Origin of the sequence: Streptococcus infantis (assembly GCF_047464155.1) — a bacterium.
Lineage (GTDB): Bacteria > Bacillota > Bacilli > Lactobacillales > Streptococcaceae > Streptococcus > Streptococcus infantis_U.
The window spans coordinates 162,644-187,845 of sequence record NZ_JASHCL010000002.1 but is presented as its reverse complement, the minus strand read 5'-3'; the positions used below and the strand labels follow the sequence as shown (position 1 = coordinate 187,845).

The following is a 25,202-nucleotide window of genomic DNA, read 5'->3' as shown; positions in this document are numbered from 1 at the left end:
GAATCTCTACTTTTTTGCTTTAAACAGGATTGAGAAAAACTTGCCAAATTGTCAGAATTATGAGAAAATAAGAGCAGTCAAAAAATGGAGGGAATGCAATGAGAGAAGACATCAAGATTAATGACCGCGCTCTAACCTTGGAAGACCAAATCATTGAAGTACTCGAAAAAGTATATGATACAGATGTAGAACTAGATGTATACAATCTTGGATTGATTTATGAGATTCATTTAGATGAGGCTGGACTTTGTACGATTGTCATGACCTTCACCGATACTGCTTGTGACTGTGCAGAAAGTCTGCCGATTGAGATTGTGGCAGGTTTAAAACAAATTGATGGGATTGAGGATGTCAAGGTTGAGGTGACCTGGTCTCCTGCCTGGAAGATCACACGTATTAGTCGTTATGGGCGTATAGCTCTAGGACTTCCTCCACGATAGTTGTTCCTATTTTGAAAAACACAAAAAAAGCAAGTCTACAGTGACTTGCTTTTAATTTGCTTATTTTTTACCAGATTGTTCCATATTCCAGAAATCTGTAACGGCTCCACGAGATGCAGAAGATACGGTATGGGCATACTTACCAAGGACACCACGGCTATAGAGTGGTGGCAAGGTTGTTTCTGCCTTACGTTTCTCGAGCTCTTCTTCGGAAACGGCCATGGAAATTTCTTTTGTATCTTGATCGACAGTGACGATATCTCCTGTACGAAGGTAAGCAATTGGTCCGCCATCCTGAGCTTCAGGAGCGATATGTCCAACAACCAATCCATAAGTACCACCAGAGAAGCGTCCGTCTGTCAAGAGGGCAACCTTGTCTCCTTGGCCTTTACCAACAATCATTGATGAAAGTGAGAGCATCTCAGGCATACCAGGACCACCCTTAGGTCCAACGAAACGAACAACGACTACGTCGCCATCAACGATTTCATCTGACAAGACAGCTTGGATAGCATCTTCTTCAGAGTCAAAGACCTTAGCTGGACCAACGTGACGACGAACCTTAACACCTGACACCTTGGCAACTGCACCGTCAGGGGCAAGATTCCCGTTCAAGATGATAAGCGGACCGTCCGCACGTTTAGGATTTTCAAGTGGCATGATGACTTTTTGACCTGGAGTAAGATCTGCAAAGTTAGCTAAGTTTTCAGCGACAGTCTTACCAGTACATGTGATACGGTCTCCGTGAAGGAATCCATTTGCCAACAAGTACTTCATAACCGCAGGCACACCACCGACTTCGTAGAGGTCTTGGAAGACATACTGACCAGAAGGTTTCAGGTCGGCCAAGTGAGGCACACGCTCTTGGATGGTATTGAAGTCCTCAAGTGACAAGTCAACATTAGCCGCATGGGCAATGGCGAGCAAGTGAAGAGTGGCGTTAGTAGAACCACCGAGAGCCATAGTAACAGTAATAGCATCTTCAAAGGCTTCACGAGTCAAGATATCAGACGGTTTGATACCGAGTTCAAGCATTTTGACAACGGCGCGTCCAGCTGCTTCGATATCTTCTTTCTTATCAGCAGATTCAGCTGGGTGAGAAGAAGAGCCAGGCAAGCTCATACCCAAAACTTCGATAGCAGTAGCCATGGTGTTAGCAGTATACATACCACCGCAACCACCAGGGCCAGGGCAGGCGTTACACTCGAGGCGTTTGACGTCTTCAGCCGTCATATCACCGTGGTTCCATTTTCCGATTCCTTCAAATACAGAAACCAAGTCGATGTCTTTGCCATCTAGTTTTCCAGGGGCGATAGTACCACCGTAGGCGAAAATAGCTGGGATATTCATATTGGCAATGGCAATCATAGAACCAGGCATGTTCTTATCACAGCCACCGATAGCTACAAAGGCATCTACGTTGTGACCACCCATAGCAGCCTCGATAGAGTCCGCAATAATATCACGAGATGTCAAAGAGAAGCGCATACCAGGCGTTCCCATAGCAATCCCATCAGCTACCGTAATGGTTCCAAATTGAACCGGCCAAGCACCAGCAGATTTGACACCTTCTTTTGCAAGCTTACCAAAGTCATGCAAGTGAATATTACACGGTGTGTTTTCTGCCCAGGTTGAAATGACCCCTACAATCGGTGTTTCAAAGTCTTTATCTGTCATACCAGTCGCACGCATCATAGCACGGTTTGGTGATTTTACCATACTGTCATAAATGCTGCTTCGGTGACGTTTATCTAATTCTGTCATTCAAGTCCCTCCCATTTCAGTTTGTTCCATTATAGCACAATTTTCATATGAATAACAGAAGAAAATTTTTAAATTTTCAGACAATTCAACAGTGTACGATAAAAAAATACAACTTTTTTTGTCAAGTAACTTTACTTTACAAAAAAGTTTTGATATACTATTAAAGTTGATGAAAATCAAACCTAACTGAATTATATCTTAAAAGGAGAAAAACGAAATGGCAGTACCTGCACGTCGCACATCAAAAGCGAAGAAAAACAAACGTCGTACGCACTACAAAGTAACAGCTCCATCTGTAAACTTTGACGAAACTACTGGAGATTACTCACGTTCTCACCGCGTATCACTTAAAGGATACTACAAAGGACGTAAGATCGCTAAAGCTGCATCAGCTGAATAATAGAAGGGAGATACCATGCGCGTAAATATTACACTTGAACACAAAGAATCTGGTGAACGCTTGTACCTTACTTCTAAAAACAAACGTAACACTCCAGACCGTCTTCAATTGAAAAAATACTCACCAAAACTTCGCAAACACGTTGTGTTTACAGAAGTTAAATAAGGTTTCAGTACATTTCAGTACATACTGAAAAACATTGATTTCATGCGATTTTTAAAATATTGAATTTCATTACAAATCATTTGAAATCAGTTCTATGGCAACCTTTTTGGCAACCTTTTTTGAAATAAAAAAGAAAGTCAACAATCGAAGAATGTAAAGTCCTAAGAATTTTCTAGGACTTTTTTCATTCCTAAAAATTGTTGGAATAGCGCAGTCTTTTCAATAAATTTTAGGAATCCAAAAAAATCTTCCTACAATAAGTAAGAAGATTTTTTATTTTTACTTTCTTAAGTTCTTTTTGGTATACCCTAATCCTAAACCTGCTAGTAACCCCAAGCCTAATAATCCTAGCATCGACCCCGTAGTTCCTGTATTTGGAAGTTGTTTCTTAGGTTCTGCTTTTGCATTTGTAGCTTGTGCAGGAGCTTGATATGTTTTATCGTCTTTAGTTCCTACTGTCGCAACTACTGCTTTATCCTTAGCCTTAGCATCCACAACATCAACAACTTTACCAGTTGCGTCAAGGACAGGTTTTACCTCTCCGCCTGCTTTACGGATTGCATCTTCTTTATCTTTTAAGGCTTGCAAGCGTTGTTGTTCAGCAAGGTATGCGTCATGGTCGGCTTTGAGTTGCTTAAAGTTCTCATACCCACGAGCCTTAGCTTCAGCGATACCCTCTAGGCGAGCCAACTCGTCCTTAGCAGTTTTCAACTCAGCACTGAGTACACCAAGCTTAGATTTGACACCAGTAAGCTCTGTTTCCAAAGCCTTAAGAACTTTATCACGCTCAGTAAGGGAAAGAGCAAGGACTTCATAAGTATCGCTAGCATCTTTAGATGCTTCACGTTTACGAGCAAGGTCTTGACTAGCTGACTTACGAGCCAAGACTGCTACATCATGAGCCTTAGTAAGGACTTCCAATTCACCCTTAGCAGTGGCAAGAGTCTTGTCTGCATCTGATTGTTCAGCTTTAGCGTTAGCAAGAGCTGTTTTAGCTTCAGCAAGAGCCTTAGCTTTGTCAGTAGCGTTTGATTTAGCTAGAGCAAGTACCTCTTTAGCAGTTTGCCAAGCTTTAGAGTCCTGTGCTAGCGTATCTTTAGCTTCAGCAAGAGCCTTTTCAAGAGCTGGAATGTCAACCTTGTTCATTCTGATGTCAGATAGGTGGTTACGAGCAGAAAATAGTTCGTAATCAGCGTCATTGTATTTAGTCTTAGCAAGATATACTTCATTTTTTGCGTCTTCAAGCTCTTTGCTAGCGTTGATGTAGTTTGTTTCAGCATCTTTAACTGCTTTTTCGTCTACCTTCTTAGTAGTTGCAGTAGTTGATTGAGGAGTTGACAAAGTGAATGATGCTTCATACCCCTTGTTAAGTTGGCTGACCATAGCACCTAAACCTACTCCAAGGTTTGTTTTATCTTCATCTTTCAAACCAAGAAGAGAAAGTGCGCCACTGAAACGGTCTGAACTACCAGTGTTAGACTCACCACCCATCAAGGTGTTTACAATTCCAGTGTACAAGACTTGCTTAATGCGAGCCATAGTTGTAAGGTTCTCATTCAAGTCAAGGAAATGAGGAATACTTGATGTACGGATTGCTAGGGCAGATCCAGTTACATTAGTTGACTCTTTAGCCATGTTCAGTTTGTCATTCAATGTAAGGTCTTGAGTATTCAAAGGATTGTACTCACCACCAGTACCTGTAGTGTAACCGTTAGCGTTGTTGTTAAAGGCTTCAGCCAATTGGAGAGAAGTATCACCTACTGTAACAGGTTTAGTACCTACTTTAGAACGCAACTCATTGATAATTGAGGCTGCATAAATAGACAACTTAACTTGTTGGTCTTTTGTTAGGTGTTGGAAGTCAACAATTTCAGTGTCATCTGTGTCTTCTGCACCATAAGCAATAGCTTTACCTTTTTCAGAACGAGTACCCGTTGAATTAAAGTCACTCAATGAGTCAGCAGATTCACCAGATTTAGGGTCAGTGTAAGGAACTTCATATACTGCAGTATCTACTGCATCTGTAGTACCTGTACCGTTGGCAAGAGCCTTGATTGCGTCGATATACCCCTGTGAAAGAGCTGGAGCATAGGTTGCTTTAGGAACATCGTACATTGTTTCAGAAGTTGTAGTAGTTTCAGTAATACCCTGTTTGGCTACGTCAAGAGCTGATTTAGCTTTATTAACTGCATCTTCTTTTGCAGTTTGGTTAGCTTTAGCATTGGCAAGGGCTGTGGTAGCTTGAGAGAGCTTAGATTCTGCAGAATCTACTTTCTTCTGAGTGTCTTTCATAGCCTGTTCTTTGTCTGCGATAGCTTTTTTGCCTTCGTCAAGTTTCTTCTGAGCCTTTTCTACTGCTCTCTCATCAACAGCAACTTTTGTAGAAAGGGTGTACTCATTCTTTTCAAGTTCATGAGTATCAGTAGTAGTTGAAAGAGAATCTACTTTCTTCTGAGCATTAGCTACCTTATTAGCCGTAGCAGTGGCAGTTTTTTCAGCATTAGATACTACCTTAGTTTTGTCAGCAACCTTTTCAGCAGTAGCCGAAACAGACTTATCAGCATCAGCTACAGTCTTCTCAGCATTAGCAAGCTCGTTGGCTTTCTTGTCAGCGTCTGCCTTAGCCTCAGCTACCTTTTCAGGTGTAACAGACTTAGCTTCTTCTACTTTCTTAGTAGTGTCAGCGATAGTCTTTTCAGCAGTGGCGATGTTTGCTTCAGTAGATGCAACAACTTCTTTTTGCTTAGCTACATCCTGACTAGCCTTATCCGATTCAGCCTTAGCCTTGTCAACATCAGCTTGAGTAGGAACTTTAGGAACAACCTCGTCCTTAGCAACTACCCTAGTTGCTGGCTCATTAACGGCTACCTCAGTCTCACTAGCAGATACACTAGTAGATACCCCTAGAGCCGAGATTGCAAGCGTTGAAATAACTGCACCAGTACGCAATTTCTTGATGGTTCCGTGACCTGTTGTGCTTGATTCTAGCATGTAAACTCCTTTATGTCTTAAAAGACTGTTTTATGAATAATATTATACCACATTTTACAGTCTTTTAAACATTATCATTGCAAAAATTTCAGTCTTTTGATAACGATTTATTCAATGAGATAAACTTGTATGATAGTTATGAGGTACTATCATGACTGAAAAAATAAATTTAAGAGAATTTGTTGCAAAACAAATCAGACTTCTAAGACTGAAAAGCGGAATGACACAAGAATATCTAGCAGAAAAGGCTGATCTGGGATTCAACTATATCTATAGATTAGAGAATAAACAGTTAAACGTTAAGCTTGAGACTATTGAAAAAATCATACAAGCGCTTGAAGTTGATATGAATACTTTTTTTAATATTGAAAATCAAAATCAAAGCGGAGAATTTTCACAACTCATTGAAGATATTAGAAACCTACCAACAGAAAAAAGAGAACCTACTATAAAAGCTCTCCGAGATATATTAAAACAAATAAATTAAGCCAAGTGTTTTTGAACTTGGCTTTTTTATATTCTATTTCAAGTAGTTATCAAATCCATTTCGCTCTCGTACGTCTTTGATAAAGCTCTCTATATTATCCCAATCCTCGTACTCATCAGCAATCCTAAATGTGTCAAGACGATTAGCTACTTGAGAAAATATTTCGATGTTTTCTTCAGATTCAAATATCTTTTCAACAAGAGGAAGATATTCAATAGCTTTCGAGATAGTATCTAATTTGCTAGTAATTTCAAATAGATTATCTTGTTCAGAGATACTCTTATAAAAGTGATCAATCCATACAATTAGAGCGTAGTCATTAATTTTAGTTTTCTTATTTGGGAACTCTACACTTTTTAAGCTTGATATTATGGAGTTTTTTAATGATTCCGCTCGTTTATCATCTGATAATACAGCTTTTGCCTTATTTTTTAAATCAAGTTTTTCTAATTTATTAGTAATTATATTAGATACTTCTGTAATAATATCTTCATCTTCCTTCCCTATTGCATCTACAATAGTCTCTGCAAATCTTTCTAATGCAGTAGATTTTTCGTTTATATTATCTTTGTCAAAGGAAGGAAAAATAGCTAAATAATTATTTTTAGAAACTACCTTACCAGACAACAAATTTTCTGCTGTCTGGTCGCTCATGTGAAAATTTTCTCTTAAATAAGCAATTTTAGCTTCATAATCTCCACTAATCCCTTGTTCTTTTTTGAACTCTTTAAATTCTTCCATATTGTGCATCAAATTAACTGTAACTGCAACAAGCATGCGTTCTTCTTTTTTTTCTTCCATAGTAAACATCCTTTACACAAAAAAGTTTATGTATCAGTTTAGCATTAATACGTTTGAAACGTCAAGATATTAATGGGTTTTATAAAAATTTAGGGTAAAACGCTTTCAATAAAAATCTTACAAAAATTTATTTTTTTTTTGAACCAAATAATCTCGATAGATAATAAATTATATTCCACTGAAAGTGCTATGTAGCAAGCTTTAAACAATGGTTTGAACAAACAAAAAAATCTCAAAAAAACCAAGAAAAATTATTACGTATATTTTAAGTGAATTTAGGTAAAATCTTGTCAGTTTTTATGGGAGAATTAAGATGTGAGGTAGCTATCACACAATACATATCTTCAATAAATTTGAAAAGCCGTGAATTTTTTGATGTATTTAATAAAACGGTTAGAAAAGAGGTAGCCTATGGAAGCTACACAAACAACAATGCAAGGTCGTTTAATCGGTGCATCAGAAGTAAAAGATTTTTCTTCTGGTCTTAGCACTGGTCAAACTCAATTAACCATCGGTGTACGAACTCCAGACGGCAGATTCAATCAAACAAATATCAAGGTTGATATGGTTAATGTATCTGATTTTACAACTTTATTTGACGAAAAAGTAGAAATTGTTCTTGAGGGTGTTTCTATCAATGCTTATAACAGTGGAAATCGTGCTGCGCTATCAGTAAAAGCTAAGTCTGCTTTTATTGAGCTTGTTTAAATTATTAGGGGAGGTCTTCCTCCCTCTCATTTATTGGAGGTTTAATTTATGTTTATTTTAAATAGTTTACATGAAACGATTGATTTAAATTTATCATCATACCTTGATAGAAGTAAAAAACCTATCCTTTTCGATAATCACCCTATAAATCTTCCTAGGGGTAATTTCTACAGCGGTCGTATCAGATTCTGGGTAACCGAGGATTTTTCCATAGATATAGCAGACTTTGTAGTTAATCAGGTTTATAAACATATCAAGGAAATACTTGAATTTTCTTATGATATTCATGATTCTTACGTAGATTTTAATTATCGAATGAGGGATCCTGAAAGCAAGGAGGAAAATTAATGATTATTCTGTACTCCATTTCACTACTATTTATCCTATTGTTAGGGATTATGGCTCTTGTCATTTGGGGAATATATCAATTTGATAAAATATTCCTAAACCAACTTTTCTTTAACTACTTAAACAATAAATATTCTCTTCCTAGAGAGTGGTCTAAGATAGGTAGTATCCAACAGAATATTTATTCTCTGTTACCTACGCTAGAACATTTAAAGGTTAAAGAGCAAGTTAAACTTTCTGATAGTGGTGAATATCTAATAATTCAACTCGGTTCCAATATTTCATCAGAACAACAGCGTGAGATTGAGAATATAGCAAAAGGAATTATTGCAAACCACGAAGTTTCTTATACTATTGATTACAGTCAAGTTGAGTTAGTAAACGGAGGGTGGTTTATTTTCTTAAAATTAGAAACTATTGAGGACGCTACCTTTAATCAGAATGCTAGAGCAACAGAACCTAAAATTCAGGAGGAATTTGACCTTGATGAAATCATTGAGCTCTAAAAATCCATTTCTAAAAGCTGGGGGCGGAACGCCAGATATAGATTTCATCCATCTTTTGTTGCTGGGGAGTAGTGGTGTTGGAAAATCTACGGCTGTGTTCGCTATCATCAATTATCTATACAATCAAAATCCTGCAAGTGAATTTATTATCTCTGAGATGAAGCAGTCTGATTATTTATTTGCAGAACATTTACCCAATGTGTATTTAGGTGACAGAGCTATTTTAGCTATAGATGTAGCTTTTAATGAGATTGAGTTAAGAAAAAAGAATAGAGGAAGAGAAAAAACTCCCTACTATCTTGTAGTAGAAGAATTAACTTCATTATTTGAATTAGCAGGAAAGTCTAAGAAAGAATATCAGGAGAAAATTAGAGTTATTCTTTATACTGGGAGGGCCTTTAATGTCAAATTATTAGCCGTTTCACAAGATCTGCTTGCTTCTGCACTAGGGGAGGGGTCTGCTCGGAATCAATTTTCTTTAGTCATTGCATTGGGTTCACTGAGGTCATCAGTAACGAAGGGACTTTTTGAACTAAAGGAAGGACAAGAGCTACAAAAAAATTTACCCAAAAGATTTGGCTATCTTCAGCGTTTTGATGATGGTTCTAATGTTATTAAAATTAAGGTTAAACAAGTACCTGATATAAATTTACTGAAGGGACGAGTTCTTGATATATTAGGAAAGTCTGCTAATGTTGCTGAGGCTGTTGACCCTGATTCACTCTAGAGAATCAGATGGTCTTACAGCCTCGCCAGCTTTAGCTGGCTGTTATACGGGGGACATGTAAAGACCCCCGTTCCATTTGGCCTTGTTCTAAAGCTTTGTAAATTCCACTTTAGGGTAAAATGCTCAATTCCCTTAAAATGCTGTTATATCAACGTTATTCTATAACTTTTTATTTAGGGTGATTACTCCCTGAAACTGTGAGAGAATAAAAGCGTAGGAATTTCGGTACATTACAATAAATAGTTAACTAAATCAATATTTTTCGCCCAGTTAACTTTCACTCTTTAGGCGGATAGAAAGAAAATAAAATGATTTGTAAAAATGAAATTGAAAAGTATCTTCAAAAAGATAACGACCATAACCCAGTCATTATGACCAGTGTCGATGAAGCTACATTTGTCATCCAACCGACAGAAGATACTGTAGGAGAATATCCTGATAATTGGCATCGAATTGCTTTATCGCTGTCTGAAACAGTAGCAGAAAATCTATCCCTCCCACTTCTATTTGGAGATTATGTTCCACTGAAAACCTCACCAGCAGGCTATACTGATGGCTTTACCTTTCAGAATCTCCCCTATTATTTTGCGATTGCTTGGCATCAGACTAATTTCACGATGGGAATTATCCTGAAATTTTCTGCATCGGCTTTGTCTCACTATAAAGCTTCCTATCAAGACTATTATAGTGAAGCAATAGACGTTCACAATATAGCACAACTGCTGTACGCTGACTATTATGATTTGCGCCTTTCTCGTATTGACCTTGCTGTTGATTACTTTAATTATCCAATGGCTGTCAATGACCTTTACCAAGGGTTAAAAATCAAAAAATATATTATCACCAATCATAAAGGACGTAAAAATGTTTCTAAGATTAGCGCTCAAGAAGTGAATGGTCAAGCTCAAACTATGTATATTGGTAGCAGGAAAAAGAATGTAAGTGCTCTTTTGCGTATCTATAACAAGTATCAGGAACAATTAGACAATCAAGGTCGCTATATGCACTTAACTAAGTATTGCAATTCTTGGGTACGCATGGAGGCTTCCTACAAAGGTACTTATAGCAATCAAATTCTAACCTTGTTGCTTGCTATTGATAGTTCTCAAGATTTGAGCAAGCTCATTGTCAACAAAATGATTGATAAATATTGTTTCCATGATGCAGAGACTGGTCAACTGTTGCCATTCACTAGTGATTTACTTAAAGGTTTTGGTATCTTCCCAGAGCTTGAATCCTTAAACTCTCGAAATAATGATTTATTAGCAACCATTTCTTATTTGTTAAAAGGTAGCGGATTTTATCCACTTCTAAAGAAAATTGAGGAAATTTGGGGTACGCAAGCCCGTAATCACTTCATCATCAGGTTAGTTCAAGAATACGAATTCAACTATATCCCAAATCCAGATGTTGGGATATGGTTAAACAAATTCAGTGGTGAACTGTCAAAACTAAATTTTAAAGATTTTCTGGAAGATGCCTTTCAAATCTTTTACCAAAAAAACAACATCACTCCTAAAGATTCCGCCAAGAAGCCTAAAAGTGATGTTGCGGATTAGCAAGAGATAAGCAGTAGCTTACCCCTACTGCTATTATCTCATATTTCAATTATATTTACCAAAGAAAGAGAGAATAGTATGTCTAGCAATAATTTTGATTTAAAGCAAATCGAACTCATGCTTCTTACCGTGATTGACCTACTAAAACATTTAAATAGTGAAAAAAATAGAACTGGCATTATTTATACTCAAAAAGAGTTATTAGATTTACTGAGTATATCTCCAAATACATTGAGGTCATGGGAAAATAGAGGTCTTAAACGTTTAGAACCACCTATTGAGGGTACTAGAACCGTTTACTATCATATTGATACCGTTTTAGAGTTTTTAAGTCACAACTGGAAGTGAAATATGCTAAAATAGGAGTATCAAAAAAGAAAGTGAGATACTATCTATTTTAGCTTTTTTCAATTCTTCGATTGATTGAAGAGAGCAGCAATGAATATAGAAAAAATTATCCATAAAGGGAAAACCGTCCTCAAGAAAGTAAAGGACAATGGCGAGATTAGTTATTCAGCAAAGAGTATTTATCTAGGTTTAGATACAAAAACAGGAAAACCTGTAAAAACAACAATAACAGCGAAAACCCTGAGGTCCTTAGATCGCAAAATTACACAAGCTAAACTTGATTTTGAAGAAAGCGGTTCAACAAGACAAGAATCTTTTAGTATCTCTACATTATTAGAATTAGCTGAACTTTGGTTTTCAAACTACGAAACTTGGGTTAGTTCAGATAATACTCTCAATCGAGTGAGAAATTATCTTGATACCTATATATTACCCAAATTCGGACACTATCAACCAGATAAAATCACTTCTTCCGATATACAAAATTGGATTAACGAGCTTGCCCAAAAATCTAAAGAATCTGTCGATGCCGGTAATAAACGAGCTAAAAAAGGAAGCGCAAAAGATTTCGGAGCAATCGCTCACAAATTAAGAGAGATTTTTGATTTTGGAATAACACATTTTGAACTCAAATATAATCCTGTTCAATCTATCAAGATTCCTCCAAAACCAAAAAGCAATCAAAAACGCATTATGGTTCTTCATGATGAAGATTTAACTATCTGGCTAAATTTCGTCGATACTTTACCTAATACTAGGGCTAATCGGCGATTTAAAGTTATCTGCGACAGTCTACTTGCTTCAGGAATGAGAATCAATGAGCTATTAGCTTTGACTATCTATGACCTTGATTTTGAAAGTTCTGAAATATTAGTCACTAAAACTCTTGTTTGGAAAAATGCGAAACCTAAGTTAGGATTAAAAGGAAAGGTTGTTTGTAAAAATACTCCTAAATCTGATTCGGGCAATAGAAAAATAGCTGTTCCGTACCAAATTATTGAGCAACTTCAAAACTTCTATGATGAAATGAATCTTTATTTCAAGAAGAACGGTCTTTCAAAAAGTAAGTTGATTTTCCCAACTATTTACGGAAATTATATGTGCGATAGGAATGAACGTGCGACACTCAAAAGACGATTACAAGAAGTTGGTCTACCTGACTATGGTTTTCACTTATTCCGCCACACACACGCTTCTATGATGTTAAATGCAGGTATGAACTGGAAAGAGTTACAGGTTCGTATGGGACATAAGTCTATCAAAACTACTATGGACATATATGCCGAGCTTGCCCCTAAAAATCAAACACAAGCGGTAGATATTTATCTAAATAAAATTGCAGAGCTAACCTCATAAAATTCATGGCAACCTTTTTGGCAACCTCTGACAGTTTTATCCAAATCAATAGCTTATAAACATTGATTTAATAGGGTTTATCACAACTAAAATAGATTTTAAGTATTCCTTACAGAAGTGAAGTAAGCATTCAATACGAATCAATACATAAGAAAAACGCTGATTTCAAGCGTTTTTTCTTTTTTCAATTTCAATACATTTCACTATATTTCAGTCCAAACTCTACCTTTTTCTCTACCTTTTTTAGATAAATATATCATCTGGATATTGAAGTTAAGCCCTGCTATCATTTCGATGGAAGGACTTTTTAATGTTTGCTACACTACCTTTTTATCTATATTTTGATGGAGCTGAAGTTGACATCTACAAAGTTTAATGTTAAAATACATTCAAAAATATATTTGAATGAGGTGTTTTATGGTTCAAAATGTTGTTACTTCAATAATCCTGTATTCTGGGACAGCCGTAGACTTACTTATTATCCTAATGTTATTTTTTGCCAAAAGAAAAAGCAGAAAAGACATCATTAACATCTATTTAGGACAATTTCTAGGCTCTGTTAGTCTAATTTAGTCTAATATTGATAAGTTTACTTTTTGCATTTGTCTTAAATTATATTCCTAGTAAAGAGATTTTAGGTTTGCTCGGTTTGATTCCAATTTTCCTAGGACTCAAAGTTTTGCTTTTAGGAGATTCTGATGGAGAAGCTATTGCAAAAGATGGTTTGCGCAAAGATGATAAAAACCTGATTTTTCTAGTCGCTATGATTACTTTTGCAAGTTGTGGTGCTGACAATATTGGTGTTTTTGTCCCATATTTTATTACCTTAAATTTAGCGAATTTGATAGTGGCTTTACTTACTTTTCTAGTCATGATTTATCTCCTGGTTTTTTCTGCCCAAAAATTGGCACAAGTCCCTTCTGTTGGAGAAGCTTTGGAAAAATATAGCAGATGGTTTATTGCCGTTGTTTATTTAGGATTGGGGATGTATATCCTGATTGAAAACAACAGCTTTGACATGCTAAGGACTGTGTTCGGCTAGGAGAAAAAATTATGAAAAAAGATAGTATATGCCAAGTGAATATTATAAATCAACAAAATGTTACAACCGCAACGAACTACCTTGAAAAGGAAAAAGTCCAAAAATCACTTCGTATTTTATCAAAGTTTACCGATAATAAACAGATAAATATCATCTTTTATCTTCTTGCTGTTGAAGAACTCTGTGTCTGTGATATAGCCTGTTTACTAAATCTCAGTATGGCATCTGCCTCCCACCATCTTCGTAAACTAGCCAATCAAAACATCTTGGATACTAGAAGAGAGGGGAAAATTATATATTATTTTATAAAAGATGAGGAAATCAGAGATTTTTTAATCAACTAGGATAACAACTATTTTTACTACTCTACCATTCACTCTACCTTTTATTATGTAGCATTCTAAAAACATTGATGTACCAACGTTTCTAACAGCTAAAATAGGAATTATTTAATCTTTTTACAGAAGTGAAGTAAGCATTCAATACGAATCAATACATAAGAAAAACGCTCTAGTCATATTGTCTAGAGCGTTTTTATCTTGTTTTGAAATTACATATCAATTTTATCAACTTGTCATTTATTTGATCAATGTACATTTTGGCAGAAAAAAAGAATACAGGACAAACAAATTCCTGTATTCTTAAAATAACTTAGAACAGAAATGACAATGCCGCAATTAATGCTATTATAGTGCAAATTATTTTTCCGATTTTTTCATGTTGCTTGAACAATTTATCAGAGAAAAGAATCAATACAAGCGCAACACACATCAACGCAGTGCTTAAAGTTTGAGTAGTCATGTTCCATACTCCTTTCATTATTGTTAATCCAGCTCCTAAAATAACTTAGAACAGATATGATAATGAAACGACTAACATGATTATAGTGCAAATTATTTTTACGATTTTTACATATTGTTGTTTGAACAATTTATCAGAGAAAAGACTCAATACAAGCGCAACCCAAAACAAAGTAGTTTTTAAAATAAAAATAGTCATGGTCCATACTCCTTTCGTTAGTTGTTAATCCAGTAAATAAGTTGAATAGTAATTATCTAATTTTCAAACATATCCATCTGCCCTGGTAAAGTCTTTGTTCTTTGATTATTAATCGGTATCTCTATCTATCTTTATTATAGTACAAACATCATTATTAAACCAATAAATGTATTTATTTTTTACTGCGCCTATTTTTGAGAGCGCTTGAAATATGTTATAATAAAACTAGATTAATTTATAGGAGGCAAACCGTGGGAAATTTCATTGAGCTAGTCTTTCATCGTTTCTTTTTGGGGATGATTGCGACAGCTTATTTTTGGTTATTGACACTAGCAGGAGGAGTGGTCTTTGGTATAGCGCCCGCTAGTGCAACTCTCATGAGTTTATATGCAGAACACAGTTATTCTTATCGTACTTATCGTTTTAAGGAAGCCTGGGCTTTGTTTAAGAGTAATTTTGTCAAAAGCAATCTCAGCTTTTATACCTTTATGGGAATTGACTTAATCTTGATTTACGGTTTGTATCTGATGATTCAATTGCCCAACCAGACCATCATCCACTTGGCAGCAACCTTTCTAAATATCTTTTTAGTAGCCTTGGTATTTTTGGCCTATACGGTATCTTTAAAGTTGCAGGTTTACTTTGAATTATCCTATAAAAACACCCTAAAGCTTGCCTTTATCGGAATTTTTATGAGTTTATCAGCAGTGGCCAAGGTTCTATTTGGTAGCGTCTTGTTAGCCATTATTGGTTTCTATATGCCGGCCCTCATCGCTTTTGTAGGTATTGGGATGTGGCATTTCTTTATTAGTGATTTATTGGAGCCTGTTTATGAAAGTATTCATGAAAAATTGGCAACCAAATAAGACCAAACAGTTTCGCCTCCACTCACTCCTAAGAATTTATAGTCTGGTAATGATTATCATCATTTCCTGCTTTGCTCTCTTGATTTCTTATGCAGACTGGGATATGCGTGAAAGGGAAGCCAATCGTGTTGGCCAGCGTGTTCTCGCTCGAACAGTTGATGAGGTTGAATACTATTATCGAGAATCAACCCGCCTAGCTCAGGAATTGGTCGAGAATCAAGCCCGCATCGAAGGGATTTACAAATATTTTAGTCTCAGCACGCCGGATTATTTTTATTGGCAGTTAGAACGCAAGGCGTCGCCTTATATTTCTGTTTCCATTTATGAAAATATTGATGATATATACGTGCGAAACGATTTTGTGACAGGTGTTTCGATTGTTCTACAGGATTCAACAGATGTATTTGTTTCCAAAAGAGGAAACCGAGGTGGACAGAAGATTCCAGCTGATAGCTTTAAACCGGATGCTAATAGTTTCGCTGTTCCAGTGTCTGATCCCATCTCGGACCAAGCTATAGGGGTCATTTATATTTCCGTAGAACCAGAATTCCTCTATAAGGCGATTGACAATACTAGGGGAACAATTCCTGTAGCAGTAACTGTCATTGCACCATATGAAACAGATATGTTCTATATAGGGACAAAAGGGACTAATGAATCTTGGTTAGTAGGAACAACAGCCCATGGTTATCAAGTTCGAGTAGCTGTACCAAATGATTATGTTTGGAGTGGGACCTTAGCAAGTTCGGCACTTATTTTAGGTTTGAGCGCCCTCTTTATCATCATTTTATATATGACCTTAAGAAGGACCTTTTCTGACTATCAAAGTCAGGTTGTGGACTTGGTGGATTCCATTCAAGCCATTACTAAGGGAGAGCAGACCAAGAGGATCAATACCGACAAAAAGGATCAGGAGTTGCTTCTAATTGCTGAGTCGACAAATGATATGTTGGATCGACTGGAAAGTAACATTCACGATATTTATCAGCTGGAACTCAATCAAAAAGATGCCAACATGCGAGCGCTACAAGCTCAGATTAATCCGCATTTCATGTATAATACTTTGGAATTTTTGCGGATGTATGCAGTTATGGAGAACCAAAATGAATTAGCAGATATCATCTATGAGTTCAGTAGTCTCCTGCGCAATAATATCTCTGACGAGCGAGAAACGACACTCAAACAAGAAGTGGAGTTTTGTCGGAAGTACAGTTATCTCTGTATGGTTCGCTATCCAAAATCCATTGCCTATGGATTTAAAATTGATCCTGAATTGGAAGAAATGCGTATTCCAAAGTTCACCCTCCAACCTTTAGTGGAAAATTATTTTGCCCATGGAGTTGATCACAAAAGAACAGATAATGTTATCAGTATCAAGGCTTTGAAACAAGATGGCTATGTCGAAATCTTGGTAACTGATAATGGCCGTGGAATGTCTGCTGAAAAACTAGCAGAAATCCAAGCTAAACTGTCTCAAAGAACCTTTGAACATACAGCAGATTATAGTGGGAAACGACAGTCGATTGGGATTGTGAATATCCACGAACGCTTTGTACTCTACTTTGGAGACCGCTATAACATTAGCGTAGAATCTGCTGAACAAAAGGGTGTTCAATATAGAATCACCATTCAGGACGAAGAGAAAGGATAAACATGTATAAAGTACTATTAGTTGATGATGAGTACATGATTACAGAAGGACTTAAGCGTTTGATTCCTTTTGAAAAATGGGATATGGAAGTTGTCGCAACAGCCAACCATGCCGACGAGGCATTGGACTATGTTCGAGAGCATCCTGTAGATGTCGTCATTTCTGATGTCAACATGCCTGACAAGACAGGTCTTGAAATGATTGGGGAGATGAAGGAATTGTTGCCAGATGCATATTATATCCTTCTCTCAGGCTATCAAGAATTTGATTATGTCAAGAAAGCCATGAACCTCAATGTTGTAGACTACCTTGTCAAACCAGTTGATAAGGTTGAACTGGAGCATTTACTTGAGAAAATCCTTGGTCAACTTCGTGAGAAAGTGCATGAACCAGAAATGTTAAGTCAAAAATTAGATGAAGAAGCATTTAATGCGCATCTTTCTCAAAAAGAAAACTGGTGGATTGGTCTTTCAAAAGAAAAACAAGGGGATTTTGTTATTCCTTACTACGTTTTAGGTCAGGACTGGCAAATTGTGATTGCGGACCAGAAATTCGACGGTTTACTCGTTCTGCCTTTTGGGGCACCTTATCAGGCCAACTTTGAGAAATGGAAATTTAATGTAGAAAAAGCACTTTTCTATGGAACTGTAAACCTCGATCAGTCTGAAAGTCTCTTCTCATATTATGAACCCATCTATCGGGTGATTATCCAGGGAAATCTTCAGCAGATTATCGATGAGTTAAACCTACTCGAGAAGATTGTGCTAGAAAACACACCTAGGGTATCCATCACCAAGCAACTCTTTACTCAGTTTGTTATGGATGTCTTCCATCTCTTTGAACATTTGAAAGCAGATGATATGACAGATATTGTCAAGAGAATTCATGCTATTACTAACTTTGAGGACTTAGTGGCTTATACAAAAGAAACCTTGACGTCCTTCTTTGGTCAATACCGCATGAATGAAAATGTCGTCAGTGTACTCGAAGTCATTGGTAGAGACTATAAAAAAGAGCTGTCTCTCAAGGATATCAGTAAGGAGCTCTTTATCAACCCTGTTTACTTAGGTCAGTTAATCAAGAAGGAAACCAATTCAACTTTTGCAGAACTCCTAAATAAGCAACGGATTAAAGCAGCTCAGCAACTCTTGCTGTCTACAAACGATAGTATTGAGGATATTTGCTATACGGTTGGTTATAGTAATGTAGGGTATTTCTACAAGGTCTTTCGAAAACTATGTGGAAAGTCTCCAAAGGCCTACCGCAAGCAGATTGAGGTCACCCTCTAACTTTTGTTATCCATTTTAAAATATGCTATAATAAGTTTAAAAAATATGAGGAGGTTACTTTTATGAAAAAGAAACCAATCTATCTATGGGTTTTATTGGTGTTATCAGCGATTAGTTCATTTTTGGCAGTAGTTGGAATACTCACTCCAGTACCTAGTAAGGACGCCCTTCGTGCTAGCCAAGAAAATGTTGGGACACTTAGTGCTCAACAAATAGAAGATGCTGTTAACTATGCCCACCAAGTGTCTGAGTCATCTCACTCTATTTTTAACACGATACTAATTATTCTATCTGTTATCTTAGTTGTAGTAGCCTTTGTTTTCTTAATTCGTAAGAACTTGCAGTTGGCAAACTACACTTATGTTGGATATGCCTTGCTAGCCATTGTTGGACTAGTCCATGACAATATGAATCTACAAGATGCTATGCAATTGATTAAAGATGACACCCTTCGTTTAGGAATGGAAGTCATGTCAAAAGTAACCACTATCATATTCATCGTCATCAATGTTATCTTTTTGGGAATCGTCTTTTATAAAATATGGCGTCAGCAAAAAGAACTAACAGAATCTCAAGAGGAAGAACTCGCCTAAGAGTTGACAAAGGATAACTATCAAGATACAATCTTGGTAGTTATTTTTTTGGATTCGAGAAAGAGGGAGGAAAAGATGAAAAAAATTTCCTTAGTTTATATCAGTCTGAGCGGGAACACGGAGAGTTTTGTGACACGTTTGAAAGCTTATTTGTTGGAGCAGTATGCGAATATTGATGTGGAAAAAATTCATATTAAAGACTTGGTCAAGGAAGGAGAAGATTTCTTTGAGATGACCAATCCATATGTGGCTTTTCTACCGACTTACCTAGAAGGTGGCAATGGCGTTGACAATGGAGATGTGGAAATCTTGACCACTCCAGTAGGTGACTTTATTGCTTATGGTGACAATGCTAGCAAGTGTTTTGGTGTCGTAGGATCTGGGAATCGTAACTTCAACAACCAATACTGTCTAACTGCAAAACAATACAGTCAACGCTTTGGTTTTCCAGTCCTGGCTGACTTTGAGATGCGCGGCATGCTAGGAGATATCAAAAAGGTTGCAGGGATTATTGCAGACTTGTATGAATTAGAAGCTTTATAAGAGGCTAGATTTTCTGAGGAAGAGTTTTATTCTATGGATAAAGGATTTACTTCAAAGGGGACAATCGAAATGAGTAAACTACAGAGATCATTTTTAAAGTATATAAAACGCAAACCAAGCTTCAAGGATATTATGCTATGCAGTGCTTTGTTGCTCTTGGCAATTAGTCTGATGATGTTTTCTGATAAAATTTTTGATGAAGATGCGGCACCATTTGGAACCATGGTATCCTTAGGGATTGTTATCCTGGTAGAAATCTTAGCTGTCAGAAATAAATAAAAAGACTCGAGAAATGGTATCTCGAGTTTTTCTTATTTGCGAATTTCGTCAACGATTTCTTTTGAAATGGGAATTCCTAAACGGTAACCTTTGTTAATGTAGTCAATGACATCATTGATGTTTTCTATCGTTTGGATTTTCTCTTTGATAGTTGCACGAAAAGCTTGATCTTTCAATAGTTGGTTCTGAAGCAGTCTTTGAAGTTTCTCTTTTTCATATTTGTTGACAAGAAAGAGAAAAAGAAGACTGATAACAACTAGAATATAAGCATACTGGCTCATAAAAATTCTCCCTAAGTGATAAAGAAGTAGGTGGTAAGATAAAAGCAAAGTTTTTCACTTTTTGAGTGATGATACTGTAAAGCGCCTCGCTACTTGTTATTAATTAGTGAAGCGTTTAAGTAAATAACCCTATAGCGATTGCCGTCAAGAGACTCGGAACTTTAGTTCCAGTCTCTTGTACTGAATCACATCTTCTCTGGCGCCTCTACACCCAACAGACGAAGGGCTTCTTTAAGGACAACTGCTGTTGCATAGCTGAGAGCTAGGCGGCTGTCACGTTCTGGGCTGTCATCTAAGATACGAGTGTGGGCATAGTATTTGTTAAAGGCTTGAGATAAGCTGATTGCAAATTTAGCGATGATAGAAGGTTCATAGTTATCAGCTGCACGTTTAATGATACGTGGGAAGTCTTGGATGAGCTTGATGATTTCCCAGCTTTCAGCATCGTTCAAGCTATAGTTGGCACCTGCTTGAGGTTTGAAATCAGCTTTACGCAAGATTGATTGGATACGAGCGTAGGCATATTGAACATAAGGGCCAGTCTCCCCTTCGAAGGATACCATAGCTTCAAGGTCGAAGTCGTATCCATTTGTACGGTCAGTTTTAAGGTCATAAAATTTAATAGCTCCAACCCCAACAGCATGAGCGACTTGGTCTTTATTTTCAAGTTCAGGATTTTTGGCTTCGATCTGAGCTTTTGCACGGCTGATGGCTTCTGCGACAGTTGGCTCTAGCAAGATAACATTCCCTTTACGAGTAGAAAGTTTCTTTCCTTCTTTTGTTACCAACCCAAACGGAACATGGACAATGTCTTGGCTCCAATCGTAACCCATTTCTTGCAAGACAGCCTTGAGTTGTTTGAAGTGAGCAGATTGTTCTTGACCAACGACATAGATAGATTTGGCAAATTGGTATTCGTTTTTACGGTAGAGGGCCGCAGCCAAGTCACGTGTGATGTATAGAGTTGCGCCGTCAGATTTCTTGATAAGAGCTGGGTGTTCAATTCCATATTTTTCAAGAATCACAACTTGGGCACCTTCTGATTCGACTAATAGTCCTTTTTCAGAAAGGATGTCTACAACTGCATCCATTTTATCATTGTAGAAAGCTTCTCCGTTATAGCTGTCGAATTCAACTTGTAGCTCATTGTAGAGACGATTAAATTCTACCAAGCTTTCATCGCGGAACCATTGCCAAAGAGCGAGAGCTTCCTCATCGCCGTTTTCAAGCTTGCGGAACCATTCGCGTGCTTCTTCATCCAAACTTGGGTCATTCTCAGCTTCAGCATTGATGCGGACATAGAGCTTAAGGAGTTCATCGATTGGATGAGCTTTGACAGCGTCCTCGTTACCCCATTTCTTGTAGGCAACAATCAACATCCCAAACTGTTTACCCCAGTCTCCCAAATGGTTGACCTTGACAGTTTTATAGCCGATTTTTTGGAAGATATGTGACAAGCTGTCTCCGATAACTGTTGAACGAAGGTGACCGATTGAAAATGGTTTAGCGATATTAGGGCTAGACATGTCAATAACGACATTTTCTTGATTGCCAATCTCTTGGTCAGCGTAGTGCTCTTTTTCAGTGATAACGTTTTGCAGTACTTGACCAGAAATGGCAGCCTTATCAAGGAAGAAGTTGACGTAAGGACCTGTTGCTACAACCTTTTCAAAAGCTTGGCTATTGATCTTTTCAGCGATGCCAGCAGCAATCATTTGAGGAGCTTTACGTTCAACCTTTGCCAATGAGAAGGCAGGGAAGGCGATATCTCCCATATCTGAGTTTTTAGGTGTTTCTAGTAAATTTAAAATAGCCTCTTGGTCCAGGCTATCAATGACGCTAGCCAACTCGCTAGCAATCAATTCTTTTGTATTCATTTAAGGCTCCTTTAGGGCTTTTCTACTATTTTAACACAATTTACTACATTTTTTTGGAAAGAAGAGAATTTTTTTGAAATATCCAGTTTTTTTGATATAATGTTCTTACTAAAAAAATGTAAAATGTTATAAATATGCACTCGAGAGGAACATATGAGAAAAAGAGAACGTCATCAGCTTATTAAGCGAATGATTACAGAAGAAAAATTAGGCACTCAAAAAGAAATTCAGGATCGATTGGAAGCTTGTAATGTCTTTGTGACACAGACAACTTTATCTCGTGATTTGCGAGAAATTGGCTTAACCAAAGTTAAGAAAAACGATGTTGTCTATTATGTATTAGCAAATGAGACAGAAAAGATTGATTTGGTCGAATTTCTTTCACATCACTTAGAAGGTGTTGCAAGAGCTGAGTTTACCTTAGTTTTGCACACTAAATTGGGTGAAGCCGCGGTTTTAGCCAATGTTGTTGATGACAACAAGGATGAATGGATTTTAGGAACAGTTGCAGGAGCAAATACCTTGTTAGTCATCTGTAAAGATCAACATGCTGCTAAAGTGATGGAAGAACGCCTGCTAGAGTTAATGGAAGATAGATAAGGTCTTGAGAGCTTCTCTCAGGACTGTTTTTACAAGGAGAGAATGAATGACTACTGAAAAATTATCACCGGGTATGCAACAGTATGTGGATATCAAAAAGCAATATCCAGATGCTTTTTTGCTTTTTCGTATGGGTGATTTTTATGAGTTGTTTTATGAGGATGCAGTTAATGCTGCCCAGATACTAGAAATCTCACTGACCAGTCGTAATAAAAATGCTGAAAATCCTATTCCCATGGCTGGTGTTCCTTACCACTCTGCCCAGCAGTATATCGATGTTCTAGTAGAACGTGGCTACAAAGTTGCCATCGCTGAACAGATGGAAGATCCCAAACAAGCTGTCGGCGTTGTCAAACGTGAGGTCGTTCAGGTTATAACACCAGGAACGGTTGTTGATAGTAGTAAGCCAGATAGTCAAAACAACTTTTTGGTAGCCATTGATCGTGATGGGGCTCAATATGGTTTAGCCTACATGGACCTAGTGACAGGTGATTTCTATGTAACGGGATTATCAGATTTCTCTCTAGTCTGTGGTGAAATCCGTAACCTCAAGGCCAGAGAAGTGGTGATTGGTTATGACTTGCCTGAAGTAGAGGAGCAGATTCTCAGTCGTCAAATGAATCTAGTCCTTTCCTACGAACAGGAAACTTATGAAGACCTACATCTATTAGATTCAGGATTGGCTCCTGTTGAAGGAGCAGCCAGTGGAAAACTTCTCCAGTATGTTCATCGGACGCAGATGAGAGAGTTGAATCACTTAAAACCTGTTATCCGTTATGAAATCAAAGATTTTTTGCAGATGGATTTTGCGACCAAGGCTAGTCTGGATTTGGTTGAAAATGCTCGCTCAGGTAAGAAACAAGGCAGCCTTTTCTGGTTGCTAGATGAGACTAAAACTGCAATGGGTATGCGACTCTTGCGTTCTTGGATTCAACGCCCTTTGATTGATAAGGACCGTATCTTAGAACGTCAGGAAGTTGTGCAAGTCTTTCTGGACTATTTCTTTGAGCGTAGCGATCTAACGGAAAGCCTCAAGGGAGTTTACGATATCGAACGTCTGGCTAGTCGTGTATCTTTTGGGAAAAGCAATCCTAAAGACCTCTTGCAACTAGCGACTACCTTGGGAAGTGTTCCAAGGATTCGCGCCATTTTAGAAGGAATGGAGCAACCAGCTCTAGCTTATCTGATTGAACAACTGGATGCTATTCCTGAGTTGGAAAGTTTGATTAGTGCAGCTATTGCTCCTGAGGCTCCTCACGTGATTACCGAAGGTGGTATTATTCGAACGGGCTTTGATGAGACCTTGGATAAATACCGTCGTGTACTGAGAGAAGGGACCAGCTGGATTGCTGAGATTGAGGCTAAGGAAAGAGAAAACTCTGGCATCCATACTCTCAAGATTGATTACAATAAAAAGGACGGCTACTATTTCCATGTGACCAATTCACAGCTAGGTAATGTTCCAGCCCACTTTTTCCGCAAGGCTACGCTGAAAAACTCTGAGCGATTTGGGACAGAGGAGTTAGCGCGTATCGAAGGTGAAATGCTAGAGGCGCGTGAGAAATCAGCAAACCTAGAGTACGAAATCTTTATGCGTATTCGTGAGGAGGTTGGTAAGTATATCCAACGCCTACAGGCTCTGGCTCAAGGAATCGCTACTGTCGATGTCTTGCAAGGCTTGGCAGTAGTTGCAGAAAAACAACACCTGATTCGACCAGAGTTTGGGCAAGAGTCTAGCATAGATATCCAAAAAGGTCGTCACGCTGTCGTTGAAAAGGTCATGGGAGCTCAGACCTATATTCCCAATAGTATCCAGATGGATGAAGACACCAGCATCCAACTGATCACAGGACCTAATATGAGCGGGAAGTCAACCTATATGCGCCAGTTGGCGATAACAGCAGTCATGGCACAGATGGGCTCTTATGTTCCGGCAGAAAGTGCCCGCTTGCCAATCTTTGATGCAATTTTTACCCGTATCGGGGCGGCAGATGACTTGGTTTCAGGCCAATCTACCTTTATGGTAGAGATGATGGAAGCCAATAATGCCATTTCTCATGCGACAAAGGATTCATTGATTCTCTTTGATGAGCTTGGTCGTGGAACCGCAACTTATGACGGGATGGCTTTAGCCCAGTCTATCATCGAGTACATACACGAGCATATTGGAGCCAAGACTCTTTTTGCGACTCACTACCATGAATTAACCAGTCTGGAAGCTAGTCTTGAACATCTAGTGAATGTTCACGTGGCTACGCTTGAGCAGAATGGTCAAGTTACTTTCCTTCATAAGATTGAACCAGGTCCAGCAGACAAATCATACGGTATTCACGTTGCCAAGATTGCAGGTTTGCCAGCAGACTTGCTAGCAAGGGCAGATGCGATTTTAACTCAATTAGAAAGCCAGGGTCAGGAAAACCCAATTCCTACCAAACAAAATACTGTCAATGAACAAATGTCACTCTTTGATGAAAAAGAAGAAAATCCAGTCCTGACAGAACTTGCGCATGTAGATGTGTACAATATGACACCTATGCAAGCCATGAATCTCTTGTTAGAGCTGAAGCAAAAATTATAAGCAA

Annotated in this window: 25 protein-coding genes and 3 pseudogenes; 21 read left to right on the top strand and 7 right to left on the bottom strand. The window is 37.7% G+C overall.

What is annotated here, in order from left to right; genetic code table 11:
• The first annotated feature begins 98 nt into the window (after positions 1 to 98).
• The gene (locus tag QM810_RS05200; protein WP_254730067.1) at positions 99 to 440 is read left to right on the top strand and encodes a metal-sulfur cluster assembly factor; all 342 of its coding nucleotides are present in this window, start codon (positions 99 to 101) and stop codon (positions 438 to 440) included.
• Positions 441 to 500: 60 nt separating this feature from the next.
• Here the strand turns inward: QM810_RS05200 and ilvD are convergent, their stop codons facing one another.
• Positions 501 to 2,204: a dihydroxy-acid dehydratase gene (gene ilvD, locus QM810_RS05195; protein ID WP_414254075.1), complete on the bottom strand. Its 1,704-nt coding sequence runs from the start codon at positions 2,202 to 2,204 to the stop codon at positions 501 to 503.
• 217 nt (positions 2,205 to 2,421) lie between these two features.
• Between ilvD and rpmF the strand changes: the two genes are divergently transcribed.
• Positions 2,422 to 2,604, top strand: a complete 183-nt coding sequence (gene rpmF, locus QM810_RS05190) for a 50S ribosomal protein L32 (RefSeq protein ID WP_000290417.1) — start codon at positions 2,422 to 2,424, stop codon at positions 2,602 to 2,604.
• A gap of 15 nt (positions 2,605 to 2,619) precedes the next feature.
• Positions 2,620 to 2,769, top strand: coding sequence for a 50S ribosomal protein L33 (gene rpmG / locus QM810_RS05185; RefSeq protein ID WP_001265622.1), 150 nt, complete (start codon positions 2,620 to 2,622; stop codon positions 2,767 to 2,769).
• Positions 2,770 to 3,048: 279 nt separating this feature from the next.
• Here rpmG and QM810_RS05180 read toward each other — a convergent pair whose 3' ends face one another.
• Positions 3,049 to 5,760 (bottom strand): SEC10/PgrA surface exclusion domain-containing protein, encoded by a 2,712-nt coding sequence (locus tag QM810_RS05180; protein WP_414254074.1) that lies wholly within the window; start codon positions 5,758 to 5,760, stop codon positions 3,049 to 3,051.
• Positions 5,761 to 5,911: 151 nt separating this feature from the next.
• Here QM810_RS05180 and QM810_RS05175 point away from each other — a divergent pair, with 151 nt between their 5' ends.
• On the top strand, positions 5,912 to 6,247 hold the full coding sequence (locus QM810_RS05175; protein WP_047206714.1) for a helix-turn-helix domain-containing protein: 336 nt from the start codon (positions 5,912 to 5,914) through the stop codon (positions 6,245 to 6,247).
• Between the two features lie 33 nt (positions 6,248 to 6,280).
• On the opposite strand, the gene QM810_RS05170 is transcribed toward QM810_RS05175, so the two are convergent.
• Complete coding sequence (locus tag QM810_RS05170) at positions 6,281 to 7,048, bottom strand: hypothetical protein (RefSeq protein ID WP_414254073.1); 768 nt, start codon at positions 7,046 to 7,048, stop codon at positions 6,281 to 6,283.
• 411 nt (positions 7,049 to 7,459) lie between these two features.
• Between QM810_RS05170 and QM810_RS05165 the strand changes: the two genes are divergently transcribed.
• The 7 genes from QM810_RS05165 (at position 7,460) to QM810_RS05135 (ending at position 12,600) form a co-directional block, all read left to right on the top strand.
• Positions 7,460 to 7,756 (top strand): hypothetical protein, encoded by a 297-nt coding sequence (locus QM810_RS05165; RefSeq protein ID WP_261040804.1) that lies wholly within the window; start codon positions 7,460 to 7,462, stop codon positions 7,754 to 7,756.
• Positions 7,757 to 7,804: 48 nt separating this feature from the next.
• On the top strand, positions 7,805 to 8,104 hold the full coding sequence (locus QM810_RS05160; RefSeq protein ID WP_414254072.1) for a hypothetical protein: 300 nt from the start codon (positions 7,805 to 7,807) through the stop codon (positions 8,102 to 8,104).
• On the top strand, positions 8,104 to 8,610 hold the full coding sequence (locus QM810_RS05155; protein ID WP_414254071.1) for a hypothetical protein: 507 nt from the start codon (positions 8,104 to 8,106) through the stop codon (positions 8,608 to 8,610). The genes QM810_RS05160 and QM810_RS05155 overlap by 1 nt, the downstream gene beginning before the upstream one ends.
• Positions 8,591 to 9,337 (top strand): ATP-binding protein, encoded by a 747-nt coding sequence (locus QM810_RS05150; RefSeq protein ID WP_414254070.1) that lies wholly within the window; start codon positions 8,591 to 8,593, stop codon positions 9,335 to 9,337. Before QM810_RS05155 ends, QM810_RS05150 begins: the two co-directional genes overlap by 20 nt.
• A 308-nt stretch (positions 9,338 to 9,645) precedes the next feature.
• Positions 9,646 to 10,896, top strand: a complete 1,251-nt coding sequence (locus QM810_RS05145; RefSeq protein ID WP_414254069.1) for a replication initiation factor domain-containing protein — start codon at positions 9,646 to 9,648, stop codon at positions 10,894 to 10,896.
• A gap of 78 nt (positions 10,897 to 10,974) precedes the next feature.
• The gene (locus QM810_RS05140) at positions 10,975 to 11,244 is read left to right on the top strand and encodes a MerR family transcriptional regulator (protein WP_414254068.1); all 270 of its coding nucleotides are present in this window, start codon (positions 10,975 to 10,977) and stop codon (positions 11,242 to 11,244) included.
• Between the two features lie 90 nt (positions 11,245 to 11,334).
• Positions 11,335 to 12,600: a tyrosine-type recombinase/integrase gene (locus tag QM810_RS05135; RefSeq protein ID WP_414254067.1), complete on the top strand. Its 1,266-nt coding sequence runs from the start codon at positions 11,335 to 11,337 to the stop codon at positions 12,598 to 12,600.
• A gap of 203 nt (positions 12,601 to 12,803) precedes the next feature.
• Here QM810_RS05135 and QM810_RS05130 read toward each other — a convergent pair.
• A pseudogene (locus tag QM810_RS05130) lies at positions 12,804 to 12,989 on the bottom strand (FanG protein).
• Between the two features lie 28 nt (positions 12,990 to 13,017).
• Here QM810_RS05130 and QM810_RS05125 point away from each other — a divergent pair.
• Both QM810_RS05125 and cadX read left to right on the top strand, forming a co-directional pair.
• Positions 13,018 to 13,642 (top strand): annotated as a pseudogene (locus tag QM810_RS05125) (CadD family cadmium resistance transporter).
• A gap of 11 nt (positions 13,643 to 13,653) precedes the next feature.
• Positions 13,654 to 13,991 (top strand): annotated as a pseudogene (gene cadX / locus QM810_RS05120) (Cd(II)/Zn(II)-sensing metalloregulatory transcriptional regulator CadX).
• A gap of 302 nt (positions 13,992 to 14,293) precedes the next feature.
• On the opposite strand, the gene QM810_RS05115 reads toward cadX, so the two are convergent.
• Positions 14,294 to 14,443: a hypothetical protein gene (locus QM810_RS05115; protein ID WP_414254066.1), complete on the bottom strand. Its 150-nt coding sequence runs from the start codon at positions 14,441 to 14,443 to the stop codon at positions 14,294 to 14,296.
• Between the two features lie 449 nt (positions 14,444 to 14,892).
• Here QM810_RS05115 and QM810_RS05110 point away from each other — a divergent pair, with 449 nt between their 5' ends.
• The 6 genes from QM810_RS05110 (at position 14,893) to QM810_RS05085 (ending at position 19,862) form a co-directional block, all read left to right on the top strand.
• Positions 14,893 to 15,507, top strand: coding sequence for a YesL family protein (locus QM810_RS05110; protein WP_414254065.1), 615 nt, complete (start codon positions 14,893 to 14,895; stop codon positions 15,505 to 15,507).
• Entirely contained in the window at positions 15,485 to 17,158 is a 1,674-nt protein-coding gene (locus tag QM810_RS05105; RefSeq protein WP_414254205.1) for a sensor histidine kinase, read from the top strand. Before QM810_RS05110 ends, QM810_RS05105 begins: the two co-directional genes overlap by 23 nt.
• A 2-nt stretch (positions 17,159 to 17,160) precedes the next feature.
• Complete coding sequence (locus QM810_RS05100) at positions 17,161 to 18,447, top strand: response regulator (protein ID WP_414254064.1); 1,287 nt, start codon at positions 17,161 to 17,163, stop codon at positions 18,445 to 18,447.
• A 62-nt stretch (positions 18,448 to 18,509) separates the two neighbouring features.
• Positions 18,510 to 19,040 carry an ABC transporter permease gene (locus QM810_RS05095; RefSeq protein WP_414254063.1) on the top strand — a complete coding sequence of 177 codons (531 nt, stop codon included), beginning with the start codon at positions 18,510 to 18,512 and terminating at the stop codon, positions 19,038 to 19,040.
• Between the two features lie 75 nt (positions 19,041 to 19,115).
• Positions 19,116 to 19,583, top strand: coding sequence for a class Ib ribonucleoside-diphosphate reductase assembly flavoprotein NrdI (gene nrdI, locus QM810_RS05090; RefSeq protein WP_006154931.1), 468 nt, complete (start codon positions 19,116 to 19,118; stop codon positions 19,581 to 19,583).
• A 33-nt stretch (positions 19,584 to 19,616) separates the two neighbouring features.
• Positions 19,617 to 19,862 (top strand): hypothetical protein, encoded by a 246-nt coding sequence (locus tag QM810_RS05085; protein WP_414254062.1) that lies wholly within the window; start codon positions 19,617 to 19,619, stop codon positions 19,860 to 19,862.
• Between the two features lie 32 nt (positions 19,863 to 19,894).
• On the opposite strand, the gene QM810_RS05080 is transcribed toward QM810_RS05085, so the two are convergent.
• Both QM810_RS05080 and argS read right to left on the bottom strand, forming a co-directional pair.
• Entirely contained in the window at positions 19,895 to 20,143 is a 249-nt protein-coding gene (locus tag QM810_RS05080) for a MarR family transcriptional regulator (RefSeq protein WP_178894531.1), read from the bottom strand.
• A gap of 185 nt (positions 20,144 to 20,328) precedes the next feature.
• Positions 20,329 to 22,020, bottom strand: a complete 1,692-nt coding sequence (argS, locus tag QM810_RS05075) for an arginine--tRNA ligase (protein WP_414254061.1) — start codon at positions 22,018 to 22,020, stop codon at positions 20,329 to 20,331.
• A gap of 153 nt (positions 22,021 to 22,173) precedes the next feature.
• On the opposite strand from argS, the gene argR reads away from it, so the two are divergent.
• Entirely contained in the window at positions 22,174 to 22,620 is a 447-nt protein-coding gene (gene argR / locus QM810_RS05070; RefSeq protein ID WP_414254060.1) for an arginine repressor, read from the top strand.
• 46 nt (positions 22,621 to 22,666) lie between these two features.
• Positions 22,667 to 25,198, top strand: a complete 2,532-nt coding sequence (gene mutS / locus QM810_RS05065; protein WP_414254059.1) for a DNA mismatch repair protein MutS — start codon at positions 22,667 to 22,669, stop codon at positions 25,196 to 25,198.
• Positions 25,199 to 25,202: the final 4 nt, after the last annotated feature.